Source organism: Pseudomonas sp. AC532 (genome assembly GCF_979258965.1).
The window spans coordinates 3,208,102-3,220,587 of the sequence record NZ_OZ409888.1 but is presented as its reverse complement, the minus strand read 5'-3'; the positions used below and the strand labels follow the sequence as shown (position 1 = coordinate 3,220,587).

At 63.5% G+C, this 12,486-nt stretch carries 13 protein-coding genes; 4 read left to right on the top strand and 9 right to left on the bottom strand.

Annotation, left to right across the window (positions count from 1 at the left end; translation table 11 throughout):
- Nucleotides 1-62: 62 nt before the first annotated feature.
- From pstA to ACZ0AV_RS15115, 3 genes are all read right to left on the bottom strand, one after another.
- Nucleotides 63-1,739: a phosphate ABC transporter permease PstA gene (pstA, locus tag ACZ0AV_RS15125; RefSeq protein WP_499151785.1), complete on the bottom strand. Its 1,677-nt coding sequence runs from the start codon at nt 1,737-1,739 to the stop codon at nt 63-65.
- A gap of 13 nt (nt 1,740-1,752) precedes the next feature.
- Complete coding sequence (locus ACZ0AV_RS15120; protein WP_499151784.1) at nt 1,753-4,038, bottom strand: ABC transporter permease subunit; 2,286 nt, start codon at nt 4,036-4,038, stop codon at nt 1,753-1,755.
- A gap of 167 nt (nt 4,039-4,205) precedes the next feature.
- Nucleotides 4,206-5,174 carry a PstS family phosphate ABC transporter substrate-binding protein gene (locus ACZ0AV_RS15115; RefSeq protein WP_499151783.1) on the bottom strand — a complete coding sequence of 323 codons (969 nt, stop codon included), beginning with the start codon at nt 5,172-5,174 and terminating at the stop codon, nt 4,206-4,208.
- 287 nt (nt 5,175-5,461) lie between these two features.
- On the opposite strand from ACZ0AV_RS15115, the gene ACZ0AV_RS15110 reads away from it, so the two are divergent.
- A complete protein-coding gene (locus tag ACZ0AV_RS15110; RefSeq protein WP_042555961.1) occupies nt 5,462-5,863 on the top strand; it encodes an acyl-CoA thioesterase in 402 nt (133 codons plus the stop codon).
- Between the two features lie 39 nt (nt 5,864-5,902).
- On the opposite strand, the gene ACZ0AV_RS15105 is transcribed toward ACZ0AV_RS15110, so the two are convergent.
- Both ACZ0AV_RS15105 and pyrE read right to left on the bottom strand, forming a co-directional pair.
- The gene (locus tag ACZ0AV_RS15105; protein ID WP_499151782.1) at nt 5,903-6,496 is read right to left on the bottom strand and encodes a DUF4124 domain-containing protein; all 594 of its coding nucleotides are present in this window, start codon (nt 6,494-6,496) and stop codon (nt 5,903-5,905) included.
- Between the two features lie 27 nt (nt 6,497-6,523).
- Complete coding sequence (pyrE, locus tag ACZ0AV_RS15100) at nt 6,524-7,165, bottom strand: orotate phosphoribosyltransferase (RefSeq protein ID WP_499151781.1); 642 nt, start codon at nt 7,163-7,165, stop codon at nt 6,524-6,526.
- 93 nt (nt 7,166-7,258) lie between these two features.
- Here pyrE and crc point away from each other — a divergent pair, with 93 nt between their 5' ends.
- Together crc and ACZ0AV_RS15090 are read left to right on the top strand one after the other, a co-directional pair.
- Nucleotides 7,259-8,038 carry a catabolite repression control protein Crc gene (gene crc, locus ACZ0AV_RS15095; RefSeq protein ID WP_042555958.1) on the top strand — a complete coding sequence of 260 codons (780 nt, stop codon included), beginning with the start codon at nt 7,259-7,261 and terminating at the stop codon, nt 8,036-8,038.
- A gap of 165 nt (nt 8,039-8,203) precedes the next feature.
- Entirely contained in the window at nt 8,204-9,088 is an 885-nt protein-coding gene (locus ACZ0AV_RS15090) for an EamA family transporter (protein ID WP_499151780.1), read from the top strand.
- 146 nt (nt 9,089-9,234) lie between these two features.
- On the opposite strand, the gene trmB is transcribed toward ACZ0AV_RS15090, so the two are convergent.
- The 4 genes from trmB to ACZ0AV_RS15070 all read right to left on the bottom strand — a co-directional run bounded on the left by trmB (nt 9,235) and on the right by ACZ0AV_RS15070 (nt 11,521).
- The gene (trmB, locus tag ACZ0AV_RS15085; protein ID WP_499153372.1) at nt 9,235-9,906 is read right to left on the bottom strand and encodes a tRNA (guanosine(46)-N7)-methyltransferase TrmB; all 672 of its coding nucleotides are present in this window, start codon (nt 9,904-9,906) and stop codon (nt 9,235-9,237) included.
- A gap of 120 nt (nt 9,907-10,026) precedes the next feature.
- Nucleotides 10,027-10,821 carry a thiazole synthase gene (locus tag ACZ0AV_RS15080; RefSeq protein ID WP_499151779.1) on the bottom strand — a complete coding sequence of 265 codons (795 nt, stop codon included), beginning with the start codon at nt 10,819-10,821 and terminating at the stop codon, nt 10,027-10,029.
- Between the two features lie 45 nt (nt 10,822-10,866).
- A complete protein-coding gene (gene thiS, locus ACZ0AV_RS15075; protein ID WP_499151778.1) occupies nt 10,867-11,067 on the bottom strand; it encodes a sulfur carrier protein ThiS in 201 nt (66 codons plus the stop codon).
- A gap of 82 nt (nt 11,068-11,149) precedes the next feature.
- Entirely contained in the window at nt 11,150-11,521 is a 372-nt protein-coding gene (locus ACZ0AV_RS15070; protein WP_499151777.1) for a DUF423 domain-containing protein, read from the bottom strand.
- 152 nt (nt 11,522-11,673) lie between these two features.
- Here ACZ0AV_RS15070 and mtgA point away from each other — a divergent pair, with 152 nt between their 5' ends.
- Nucleotides 11,674-12,396 (top strand): monofunctional biosynthetic peptidoglycan transglycosylase, encoded by a 723-nt coding sequence (gene mtgA / locus ACZ0AV_RS15065; RefSeq protein ID WP_499151776.1) that lies wholly within the window; start codon nt 11,674-11,676, stop codon nt 12,394-12,396.
- Nucleotides 12,397-12,486 lie beyond the last annotated feature (90 nt).

Here is a 12,486-nt window from a genome sequence, read left to right as displayed (position 1 = left end):
AGGCTTCAAGCTGCAGTGCCGGCCGGCTTTCACCTGGCCTTGCGCTACGGCCTGCAGCCGCCTTAATGATCCAGGGCCTTGTACTTCTCGCGCAGACGATTGCGCAGGTAGACGGCCGTCAGGTTGAGCGTCGCGATCACAATTACCAGCAGCAACGCGGTGGCGTAAACCAGCGGGCGCGCCGCCTCGACGTTCGGGCTCTGGAAGCCGACGTCATAAATATGGAAGCCCAGGTGCATGATCTTCTGGTCGAGGTGCAGGTAAGGGTAGTTGCCATCCACCGGCAGACTCGGCGCCAGCTTGACCACACCGACCAGCATCAACGGTGCCACCTCACCAGCGGCACGCGCCACGGCCAGGATCAGGCCGGTCATCATCGCCGGGCTGGCCATTGGCAACACCACCCGCCAGAGGGTTTCGACCTTGGTAGCGCCGAGCGCCAGCGAACCCTCGCGCAGTGCGCGAGGGATACGCGCCAGGCCTTCCTCGGTGGCGACGATCACCACCGGCACGGCGAGCAGTGCCAGGGTCAGCGACGCCCACAGCAAGCCTGGCGTGCCGAAGGTCGGCGCCGGGGCAGATTCGGGGAAGAACAGGCGGTCGATGGAACCACCCAGCACGTAAACGAAGAAGCCCAGGCCGAACACGCCGTAGACGATCGCCGGGACGCCGGCCAGGTTGTTCACCGCAATTCGTATGACCCGCGTCAGCGGCCCCTGCTTGGCGTACTCGCGCAGATAGATCGCCGCCACCACGCCGAACGGCGTGACGATGACGGCCATGATCAGGGTCATCATGACGGTGCCGAAAATGGCCGGGAAGATGCCGCCTTCGGTATTCGCCTCACGCGGGTCTTCGCTGACGAACTCCCACAGCTTGCTGCCGTAGAAGCTGAACTTGTCGACGTTCGACATGGCGTTCGGCCGGAACGCACGTACCACGTGGCCGAGGCTGATTTCCTGCTCGCGGCCGTCGGCCGAGCGCACGGTCATGCTGTCGCGGTTGAACTGCTGGTGGCGGGCGTTGAGCTCGGTTTCCAGCACCTTGTATTCGGCATCCCAGCGGGCACGCTCGGCAGCCAGGTCGGCCTGGGCGGCCTCGGTCAGTTGGCCATCGAGTTCCAGGCGACGGGTCTGCAGGCGGATACGCTCGAGGCCCGCATTGATGCGGCCAATGTCACGTTTCTCCAGGCGCACGATCTCGCTGTGCACTTCGTCGACGCGCTCGAGCCGTTTCTGCAGTTCGGCCCACGCCGACTCCCCCTCTGCGACCAGACGCCCCTCTTCCTTGACGTTGATCAGGTAACCGTAAAAGTTACCCCATTCACGGCGTTCGAAAACGCTCAGGGTTTCCGGTTTGTGCTGGTCGGTGAGCCATTCGCCGACCACCCAGGAGAAATCTGCACCGTAAAGGTCGCGGTTGCCGACCTTGATCAGCTCGCGAGTCATGAACTCGCCGCCCTCGACGTTGACCGGCAGCCCCGCAGAAGCCAGGCGGGCACGAGGAATCTCTTCCTTCTGCACCACCTCGCCCGCCATGATCTTGGATTCCTGGCCAGGGATCTGGTAGGTGGCCTCGATGATATCGGCCGGCCAGAAGTGGCCCAGGCCGCGTACGGCGATCACCGCCAGAAGGCCGATCACCATGATCATGGCAATGGACACCGCCCCGGCGTTCATCCAGATCCACGGCGAACCGCTCTTGCACCAGTTTTTGAAGGTGTTCTGTTTCACGGACATTGTCTTCCAGTCCTCAGAGCGATGCGTACTTGACGCGCAGGCGCTGACGCACCAGCTCGGCCAGCGTATTCATGACGAAGGTGAACGACAGCAGCACCAGCGCGGAAAGGAACAGCACTCGATAATGAGTACTGCCAACCGCCGACTCGGGCATTTCCACCGCCACGTTGGCTGCCAGGGTGCGCAGGCCTTCGAAGATGTTCATGTCCATGATCGGCGTGTTGCCGGTGGCCATCAGTACGATCATGGTCTCGCCGACGGCGCGGCCCATGCCGATCATCACCGCCGAGAAGATGCCCGGGCTGGCGGTCAGGATCACTACACGGGTCAGGGTCTGCCAGGGTGTGGCACCGAGAGCCAGGGAGCCGAACGTCAGGCTCTTGGGCACGCTGAACACGGCATCTTCGGCGATCGAGTAGATGTTCGGGATTACCGCGAAACCCATGGCCAGGCCGACCACCAGTGCGTTGCGCTGGTCGAACGGAATACCCAGGTCGTTGCTCAGCCAGGCGCGCATGTTGCCGTCGAACAGCCAGTTTTCCAGGTGGCCACTCATGCTCAGCGACACGCCACCAACCAGCAGGATCACCGGAATCAGCAGCGCTGCTTCCCAGCCATCCGGCACACGCAGGCGCAGCGACTCGGGCAGGCGGCTCCACAGGAAGCCGGCAAGCAGAATGCCTATCGGTGTGAATATCAACAGGCTGAAAATACCAGGCAGGTGCCCCTCCACGTAGGGCGCCAGGAACAGGCCGGCGAAGAAGCCGAGGATCACCGTGGGCAATGCCTCCATCAGCTCGATGACCGGCTTGACCTTGCCACGCATGGCCGGCGCCATGAAGTAGGCGGTGTAGATCGCGGCGGCGATGGCCAGCGGCGCCGCCAGCAGCATGGCGTAAAAGGCGGCCTTGAGGGTACCGAAGGCCAGGGGCGCCAGGCTCAGCTTGGGTTCTGCATCGGTGCTGGCCGAGGTCGACTGCCAGACATAGGCCGGCTCGTCATAGTTCTCGTACCAGACCTTGCCCCACAACGAACTCCAGGAAATCTCCGGGTGCGGGTTGTCGATCAGTACCCGCTCGATCTTGCCGTTGGCTTCGATCAGGGCGCGGTTGGCGCGCGGCGACAGCGCCGCGGTATCGAAACCTTCGGCAACCGGCTCGACCAGCAGGGTGCGGTGTGCGGTGCTGTGGAAGATGCCCAGGTTGCCCTCGGCGTCCAGGGCGATGAAGCCCTTGCGGCGCTCTTCCGAAATGATCTGGGTGATCGGGCTGTCGGCCATCTTGAATTCGCGGACCGGCTTGAGCGACGACTTGCCGTCTTCGTCACGGACCATGAACCACTGCTGAATGACGCCAGTGCTGTCGCCCGTCAGCATCGAGATACCGCCGAGCAGCGAACTGGCGTGGGTGATCTCGCGAGTGCCATCGTTGAGCAGTTTGTAGCGACCGTTGAGGGTCTTGCTGCGCAGGTCGAAGACATCGGCGGTAGCGCGGCCATTGATCACGAACAGCCAGTGCTGCCGCGGATCGATGATCAGCTCCTTGATCGGCTCGGCGATTTGCGGCAGCGCCAGGCGATCCTCGCTGCTGGTGACCTCGCCGGTCATGAGGTTTTCTTCGCGGCTCAGGCTCAGCACCTGCAGCTCACTGCCCACCGAACCGGCGAGCAACAAGGTGCCACCGTTCAAGCTGATGCCCATGTGCTCCAGCGGGCGGCCCTGAGGGTCGATGGTCAGCGGGGTTTCGCCGAAGGGGTAGACGATCGACGGGGTGATGGTCTTCACGTCATCGGGGTACGACAGGCGGTAGGTGTGTTCGAACACCAGCGCCTGGCCATTGGACAGACCCAGTGCGATGCGGTGACTGCCCGGCTGGTCCTGGCCGACGGATACCACTTCGCTGCCCGCAGGCAGCGGCAGGTCGACGCTGGTCAGGGCTTCCATGCTCTGGGCATCGAAGAACTGGATCTTGCCGTCGCGCGCCAGGCGCATGCCCACTTCGTTCTGCTCTTCCAGCGACATCAGCAGCGGGGCGCCGGCATCGGCCAGCCACGCCGGCTGTACGGCCTCGCGCTTCTCGAGATCGGCGCCCTGAAACATCGGCAGCACGACATAGGCGAGGTAGAAGAAGATCAGCGTGATGGCGCCAAGCACCGCCAGGCCGCCGATCGACACGCACCAGCGTGCCAGGCGGTCCTTGAAGGCGCGTATGCGGCGCTTGCGTTGCAGAGCGGGAGTGTTGAAATCCAGCCCGAGAGAATTTGGAGAGGCGGTCATGGGTTCACTTGCCAAGTCATTCATAGTGGAGAGCGTCTCTGCGCGGCCATGAGCGCGCCGTATTTTTCGTCTGTTTCACGAGCCCGGCCAATCTAGCCTGCTTGTGTGACAGAAAAGTTACAACACGGTGACGCAGCGAAGCCCACCTCTCGCAGAGAGGCGGGCTTCGCCGTTGCCCTAAAGGAGGTGGGTTACAGACCCAGTTCCTTGCGGGTTTTCTCGATGACCTTCAGCGGCAGCGGGATGTAGCCATCCTTCACCACTACCTCCTGGCCCTGCTTGGAGAGGATCAGCTTGAGGAACTCGGCATCCAGCGGGCTCAGCGGCTTGTTAGGCGCCTTGTTCACGTACAGGTAGAAGAAGCGAGCCAGCGGGTATTTGCCCGACAGTGCATTGTTCTCGTTGGCTTCTTCGACTTCGCCCTGCTTGTTCACCAGAGGAACGGCGCGCACGCTGGCGGTGCGGTAGCCGATGCCCGAGTAACCGATGGCGTTGACGGTGCTGGAGATCGACTGCACCACGGAAGCCGAACCTGGCTGCTCGTTGACGTTGGACTTGAAGTCACCTTTGCACAGGGCTTCTTCCTTGAAGTAGCCGTAGGTGCCGGATACCGAGTTGCGACCGAACAGCTGGATCGGCTTGGACGCCCACTCACCGCTCAGGCCCAGCTCACCCCAGGTTTTCACGTCCTTGGGTTCGCCGCACAGACGGGTGCTGGAGAAAATCGCGTCGACCTGCTGCATGGTCAGTTGCTTGATCGGGTTGTCCTTGTGGACGAAAACGGCCAGGGCATCGATGGCGACCGGAACGGCAGTCGGCTTGTAGCCGTACTTCTGTTCGAAGGCCTGGATCTCGCTGTCCTTCATGGGACGCGACATCGGCCCCAGGTTAGCGGTGCCTTCAGTCAGCGCGGGTGGTGCGGTGGAGGAGCCGGCAGCCTGAATCTGGATGTTCACGTTCGGGTAGGACTGCTTGTAGTTCTCGGCCCACAGGGTCATCAGGTTGGCGAGGGAGTCGGAACCGACACTGGACAGGTTGCCCGACACGCCGGAAATACGCTCATAGGTCGGCAGAGCCGGATCGACAGCGGCAACCGCACTGGCAGTGGCAACGCCCGCTGCAACAAATGTCATGGCCGCCATCAAACGCTTCAGTTTCATGCCTTGCTCCTAGCAGATTGGTAATCAATGAAAGGTCGACGTGCCGTGGTCGTAGCGCCCGGTCAATCGCCTTCACTTGATTGGGTCGTGTTAGTTGGAACCGGGCCCAGTATCAGCAGCCGATATGACCACTCTATGTCTGCAATATGACAGTTAGATGACGCAGCCAGGAAGGCGCTGGCAGGGGGCGTGCGCTGCAGCGAGGTCGCCGTGCGGCCACCCAGCCGGTATACTTTCCCGGCCCCCGATGCACCGGGGCCCACCACCGCGCCGCGAGCCGTGAACAGATGAAAGACTTCGAACAGGAAGACCCGATACCTCAAGGCGATCTGGCACTGCAGATCACCGCGCTGCCGCGCGAAACCAATGGTTTCGGCGACATCTACGGCGGCTGGCTGGTCTCGCAGATGGACCTGGCGGGCACGGCCATGGCGAGCAAGGTCGCTGCCGGCCGCGTCGCCACCGTGGCCATCGATCGCATGGCCTTCCTGGTGCCGGTGGCCGTCGGGGCACAGCTGTCCTTTTATACGCAGGCGCTGGAGATCGGCCGCAGCTCGATCCAGATGCTGGTCGAAGTATGGAGCGACGACCCACTCTCGAGCGAATGGCGCAAGGTCACCGAAGCGGTGTTCGTGTTCGTCGCCATCGATGGCAGTGGCCGCACCCGGTCGGTGCCACCGCGGCGCTAACCCCCACGCACTCCCTGCTTGCGCGGAGCAACGGCTGCGCTAGCGGTCCTGGCCAAGCAGCTCCGCCACCCTCGAGCGGTCAGCGGCGAAGCTGTTTTCAGCCTGCTTGCGCGCGGCCTGATGGCGCTCGATGTCTTTTCTCAGGCGTACCTGCTCGTCACGCTGGGCTGCGATCTGGGCGAGCAGTTGCTCGGGCACCTGCCGCCCGGCACGCTCCTGATCGGCAGCCTGTTTCTGCAGGTTGGCCTGCTGCAGGCGTACCGACTGCAGATTGCCGTTGGCAACCCCGATCAGCCCATCCAGCTCGGCCAGCTTGCGCGCTCGCGCACGGTCGACGTCCGCGGGACTGCTGTACAGGCGTAACAACTGGACGTCGGATTTGGCCCGCTCGCGATCGGCCAGCAGTTTCTTCATCTCTTCAGGCGTAGGCGCCGGCGGCACAACACGCACCACGCGCCCCTGTTCGTTGAGCACCTCGTAGCCCTTGCCGATGAACTCGCTGGGCACGCCCTGCCGGTCGATCACCGTGATGCCCTGGGCGTTGGTATAGCGGTACAGCTCGCTGGCGCTCGCCCATAGCGGCAGCAGCAGGCCAAGCCAGAGGGTGCTACGCAGGAAGGGCGATTGGGGCATGGGAGACGCTCTCTAGGCTTGCCAGGGTCAGATGCCGTATTCGGCCCGGTATGCCTCGACAGCAGGCAGGTACTGTTTGAGTTCAGCATCATCGGCCAGATATTCCAGCACCTGCTGCAGCGACACGATGCTCACCACCGGAATGCCGAAATCGCGTTGCACTTCCTGAATGGCCGACAACTCGCCCTGGCCACGTTCCTGACGATCCAGCGCGATCAGCACCCCGGCTGCCTGGGCGTTCTGCGCCTTGATGATCTGCATCACTTCGCGGATCGCCGTGCCGGCGGTGATCACGTCATCGATGATCAGCACTCGACCAGTGAGCGGTGCACCAACCAGGGTGCCGCCTTCGCCATGATCCTTGGCTTCCTTGCGGTTGAAGCACCAGGGCAGGTCGCGGTCATGGTGTTCGGCGAGCGCCACAGCGGTACTGGCCGCCAGCGGAATGCCCTTGTAGGCGGGGCCGAACAGCACGTCGAAGTCAATGCCGCTGTCGACCACAGCCGCCGCGTAGAAACGCCCCAGGCGAGCCAATGCCAGGCCGCTGGCGAATAGCCCGGCGTTGAAGAAGTATGGACTGACACGCCCAGACTTGAGGGTGAACTGGCCGAAGCGGAGGACGCCTCGCTCGATGGCAAAACGAATGAAATCGCGCTGATACGTTTGCATGAATGACCCCGAGGCGCCACTGGATGTGGCTTGGAATTACTAAATGGCGTCTAGCTCAGGTATCATACACGCACGTGTTTTTGGGGGCCATTTATGCGGATCATCAGTGTGAACGTGAATGGTATTCATGCTGCAGTCGAGCGCGGTTTGCTCAGTTGGCTGCAAGCACAGAATGCCGACGTGATCTGCCTGCAGGATACCCGTGCCTCCGCCTTTGAGCTGGACGACCAAGCCCTCCAACTGGATGGCTATTTCCTCTATGCCTGCGATGCAGAAGTACCAAGCCAAGGTGGCGTGGCACTCTATTCGCGGTTGCAACCCAAGGCGGTAATCAGCGGACTCGGCTTTGAAACGGCCGATCGCTACGGGCGCTACCTGCAGGCAGATTTCGACAAAGTGAGCATCGCCACGCTGCTGCTGCCTTCGGGCATGGGCGGCGACGAGAACCTGAATCAGAAATTCAAGTTCATGGACGACTTCTCCAAGTACCTGGACAAGCAGCGTCGCAAGCGCCGCGACTACATCTATTGCGGCTCGCTGTACGTCGCCCACCAGAAACTGGATGTGAAGAACTGGCGCGACTGCCAGCAATCACCCGGCTTCATGGCGCCCGAGCGCGCCTGGATGGACGAGATCACCGGCACCATGGGTTACGTCGATGCCGTGCGCGAGGTCAACCGCGAGGCTGACCAGTTCAGTTGGTGGCCGGACAACGAACAGGCCGAGATGCTCAACCTGGGCTATCGCTTCGATTACCAACTGCTCACCCCGGGCATGCGGCGCAGCGTGCGCACCGCACGCCTGCCGCGGCAGCCGCGCTTCTCCCAGCACGCGCCGCTGATCGTCGACTACGATTGGACGCTGACCGTCTGATCGAGCTCGCCGGCACGCAAACGCCCCGACCTGTCTGGGGCGTTTTCATGTGGGCAGCCTGTCGTCATTGAGGCTGTATCGGGAAAATCCCCGACAACTGTGGCGTGTCCGTCGCCGCCATTCACGCTAGCCTGCACGTCCGCAACCCAACGCGTGAGGCTACACATGACACCCAAGGACATCCTGCTGGCAGCCGTGGTGATCGTTGCCTGGGGCGTCAATTTCGTGGTGATCAAGGTCGGCCTGGACGGTGTACCACCAATGCTGCTCGGTGCCCTGCGTTTCATGCTGGCCGCCTTTCCCGCCATTTTATTCATCCGCCGCCCGGATATGCCGCTGCGTTGGCTGCTCGCCTACGGCATGACGATTTCCCTGGGGCAGTTCGCCTTTCTGTTCTCGGCAATGTACGTCGGTATGCCCGCCGGCCTGGCTTCACTGGTACTGCAGGCGCAGGCCTTCTTCACCCTGGGGTTCGCGGCACTGTTCATTGGCGAAACAGTGCGCCGCAGCAGCCTGATCGGCCTGGTGATAGCGGCTGCCGGCTTGCTGCTGATCGGCAGTGAAAGCGGGCGCGCCTTCACCCTCGCCGGCTTCGTGCTGACGCTTTGTGCAGCGGCGATGTGGGGCCTGGGCAACGTGGTCACCAAGCGCATCGGCAAGGTCAACCTGGTCAGCCTGGTGGTCTGGGGTAGCCTGATACCCCCACTGCCCTTCCTGGCCCTGTCACTGGCATTGGAGGGGCCAGCCCAGATCGAGACGGCGCTGAGGGGCATTACGCTCAACTCACTGCTGGCCATCGCTTACCTGGCCTTCATCGCCACGCTGCTCGGCTACGGCTTGTGGAGCCGATTGCTGTCACGCTATCCGGCCAGCCAAGTGGCACCCTTCTCGCTTTTGGTGCCGGTGATTGGCCTCAGTTCGGCATGGCTGTTCCTGGGCGAAGCGCTGAGCATCGTTCAATGGATTGGCGCGGCCATCGTCATGCTCGGCTTGCTGATCAACGTTTTCGGCGCTCGCCTGCTGCGACAATTGCGCGGCGCTACCGCCTGATCGACGGCCACCCGGACACGTAGCCTGGGTAGAGCGCAGCGAAACCCGGGGAGCAGTTTTCGCTAAAGCCGCGGAACATAGCCGAGATTGCCCTCTGCACATCGCTGCGCTCAGCGACAGGCTACGAAAGTGTGCCCGGGCGCCGCTCAGTCGACCCGCTCGAACTTCAGGTCCCACACCCCATGCCCGAGGCGCTCACCGCGGCGCTCGAACTTGGTCACCGGGCGTTCAGCCGGGCGCTCGACGCAGCGTCCGTCGGCGGCAAGGTTGCGATACCCCGGCGCCGCGTTCATCACCTCCAGCATGTACTCGGCGTAGGGCTCCCAGTCGGTGGCCATGTGCAGCACGCCGCCGACCTTGAGCTTCTGGCGCACCAGCTCGGCAAACGCCGGCTGGACGATGCGACGCTTGTGATGACGCGCCTTGTGCCACGGGTCCGGGAAATACAGCAACACACGATCCAGGCTGGCATCGGCTACGCACTGGCGCAGCACTTCCAGGGCATCGCAGCTGTATACGCGGATGTTGCTGAGGTTCTGGGTCATCACCCCATTGAGCAACGCGCCGACCCCAGGCTTGTGCACTTCCACGCCGATGAAATCCTGTTCGGGCGCAGCTGCCGCCATCTCCAGGGTGGAATGGCCCATGCCGAAACCAATTTCGAAGGTGCGCGGCGCCTGGCGACCGAACACCGCGTCGAAATCCCGGGCACCATCGGCCAGTTCCAGGCCGAACTTCGGCCAGCCCTGATCGAGACCGCGCTGCTGGCCTTCGGTCATCCGGCCGGCGCGCATCACGAAGCTCTTGATTGCACGCATATGCCGTGGGGTTTCGTCGGCGGTGGTTTGTTCGATATCGCTCATGGGGCACTCGGAACACTGAATGGGAAAGAGAAACGGGGACCGCTCGTCCCCGTCAGGCGCCTGTGCAGCAGGGCCTCAGCGGATCATGCCGTCGAGCGGCGACGACGCGCTGGCATAGAGCTTCTTCGGCATGCGACCGGCCAGGTAGGCAAGGCGGCCAGCCTCGATGGCGTACTTCATCGCCTGGGCCATCAGCACCGGGTGCTGGGCGTGGGCGATGGCGCTGTTCATCAACACCGCTTCGCAGCCCAGCTCCATGGCGATGGTGGCGTCGGACGCAGTACCCACACCAGCATCCACCAGCACCGGAACGCTGGCCTCTTCAAGGATGATGCGCAGGTTGTAGGGGTTGCAGATGCCCAGCCCGGTGCCGATCAGCCCGGCCAGCGGCATCACCGCGATGCAGCCCATCTCGGCCAGCTGCCGGGCGATGATCGGGTCGTCGCTGGTGTAGACCATCACGTCGAAACCTTCCTTGACCAGCACTTCGGCGGCCTTGAGGGTCTCGATCACATTGGGGAACAGGGTCTTCTGGTCGGCCAGCACTTCCAGCTTGACCAGCTTGTGGCCATCGAGCAGCTCACGGGCCAGGCGACAGGTGCGCACGGCCTCGACGGCGTCGTAGCAACCCGCGGTGTTCGGCAGGATGGTGTAGCGCTCGGGCGAAATCACGTCGAGCAGGTTGGGCTCGCCCGGGTTCTGGCCGATGTTGGTACGCCGCACGGCCACGGTGACGATCTCGGCGCCCGAGGCTTCGATGGCCGCACGGGTCTCGTCGAGATCCTTGTATTTACCGGTGCCGACCAGTAGGCGCGACTGATAGGTACGGCCGGCCAGGGTGAAGGGCTTATCGCTGACAGCGTGGCTCATGGGCATTCCTCTGCACAGGGAAGTTGGGTGGGCGCGGCGCTAGGCTCAGCCGCCGCCGATGGCGTGTACCACTTCGAGGCGATCGCCTTCGGCCAGCACGGTAGCGGCGTACTCGCTGCGCGGGACGATATCGAGGTTGCGCTCGACCGCCACCCGGCGACCGGCCAGTTGCAGACGCTCGATCAGGTCAGCGACGCTGGCGCCTTCGGGCAGCTCGAGGGGTTCACCGTTCAACTGGATATGCATGGCGACACGTCACAACAGGAGAAAGGGCCGGCATTCTAGCCCGATCACCGGCGATGACCAAGGCACAGGCCGGCCATTCGTCTCAGGTCATGCGCCAGGCAAGCAGCCCCAGGCAGGCCCAGCCGGCCAGAAACGCCAGGCCGCCGAACGGCGTGACGATACCCAGCTTGCTGACGCCGCTAAGGGTAAGCAGATACAGGCTGCCAGAGAACAGCAGGATGCCCAGGGCGAAAAAGCTACCCGCCAGGTTGACCAGGCGGCCTGGCACCAGCAGGGCGAGAATGGCCACCCCCAGCAGCGCCAGCGCATGGATTAGCTGATAGTGGGTGCCGGTCTGGAACACCGCCAGGTACTCGGCGCTGAGCCTGTTCTTCAGGCCGTGGGCCGCGAACGCCCCCAGCGCCACACCGGAAAAGCCGGCGAAGGCCGACAGCAGCAACCATAGACGGACCATCGTGGGGCACCAATCGCAGACATGAGATGCATCAGTCTACGCCGACGACTGCGCCGCTGCGCGCAGCCGATTGCCGCAGCGCGGTGCAGCATTGCCCGCAAAGGCGCGTGGCACCGTATAATGCCCGGCCAACCCGGCCTGGCTCACCGCGCATGCTCCGCTCCATTCGCCGCCTCCTGCTGAAGCTGCTGTTCTGGTTCATCGCCGGCTCGTTCCTGCTGGTGCTCGCCCTGCGCTGGGTTCCACCGCCGGGCACGGCGCTGATGGTCGAGCGCAAGATCGAATCCTGGATCGACGCAAAGCCCATCGACCTGCAGCGCAGCTGGCGCTCCTGGGAGCAGTTGCCCGACGACCTGAAGATCGCCGTGATCGCCAGCGAAGACCAGAAGTTTGCCCAGCACTGGGGCTTCGATGTCGACGCGATCAAGGCGGCGCTGTCGCACAACCAGCAGGGCGGCTCGGTGCGTGGCGCCAGCACCCTGAGCCAGCAGGTGGCCAAGAACCTGTTCCTGTGGTCCGGTCGCAGCTGGCTGCGCAAGGGTATCGAAGTGTGGTTCACCGCGCTGATCGAGCTGCTGTGGCCCAAGGAGCGCATCCTCGAGGTGTACCTCAACAGCGCCGAATGGGCCGATGGCGTATTCGGCGCAGAAGCCGCTGCACGCCACCATTTCAACATCGGCGCCTCTTACCTCTCCGCACGCCAGGCCAGCCTGCTGGCGGCGGTGCTGCCCAATCCGCGGCAGTACGATGCCGGCCGGCCGAGCGGCTACATCACCCAGCGCGCCAACTGGGTTCGCCGGCAGATGCGCCAGCTCGGCGGCAGCCATTACCTCGATCAATTGCAGGCGCCCCGGCCGGGCTGGTGGGCGAAGTAGCCAGGGAAACAACGCGGTTTGATGTGGCAGCGGGCCATGCCCGCGAACTCCACACTTCTGAGTGGAAGCCCCTTTCGCGGGCATGGCCCG

Excerpts from the sequence above, each read along its gene's own strand:
- pstA (WP_499151785.1), bottom strand. The coding sequence starts at position 1,739 with ATGTCCGTGAAACAGAACACCTTCAAAAACTGGTGCAAGAGCGGTTCG.
- ACZ0AV_RS15120 (WP_499151784.1), bottom strand. The coding sequence starts at position 4,038 with ATGAATGACTTGGCAAGTGAACCCATGACCGCCTCTCCAAATTCTCTC.
- ACZ0AV_RS15115 (WP_499151783.1), bottom strand. The coding sequence starts at position 5,174 with ATGAAACTGAAGCGTTTGATGGCGGCCATGACATTTGTTGCAGCGGGC.
- ACZ0AV_RS15110 (WP_042555961.1), top strand. The coding sequence starts at position 5,462 with ATGAAAGACTTCGAACAGGAAGACCCGATACCTCAAGGCGATCTGGCA.
- ACZ0AV_RS15105 (WP_499151782.1), bottom strand. The coding sequence starts at position 6,496 with ATGCCCCAATCGCCCTTCCTGCGTAGCACCCTCTGGCTTGGCCTGCTG.
- pyrE (WP_499151781.1), bottom strand. The coding sequence starts at position 7,165 with ATGCAAACGTATCAGCGCGATTTCATTCGTTTTGCCATCGAGCGAGGC.
- crc (WP_042555958.1), top strand. The coding sequence starts at position 7,259 with ATGCGGATCATCAGTGTGAACGTGAATGGTATTCATGCTGCAGTCGAG.
- ACZ0AV_RS15090 (WP_499151780.1), top strand. The coding sequence starts at position 8,204 with ATGACACCCAAGGACATCCTGCTGGCAGCCGTGGTGATCGTTGCCTGG.
- trmB (WP_499153372.1), bottom strand. The coding sequence starts at position 9,906 with ATGCGTGCAATCAAGAGCTTCGTGATGCGCGCCGGCCGGATGACCGAA.
- ACZ0AV_RS15080 (WP_499151779.1), bottom strand. The coding sequence starts at position 10,821 with ATGAGCCACGCTGTCAGCGATAAGCCCTTCACCCTGGCCGGCCGTACC.
- thiS (WP_499151778.1), bottom strand. The coding sequence starts at position 11,067 with ATGCATATCCAGTTGAACGGTGAACCCCTCGAGCTGCCCGAAGGCGCC.
- ACZ0AV_RS15070 (WP_499151777.1), bottom strand. The coding sequence starts at position 11,521 with ATGGTCCGTCTATGGTTGCTGCTGTCGGCCTTCGCCGGCTTTTCCGGT.
- mtgA (WP_499151776.1), top strand. The coding sequence starts at position 11,674 with ATGCTCCGCTCCATTCGCCGCCTCCTGCTGAAGCTGCTGTTCTGGTTC.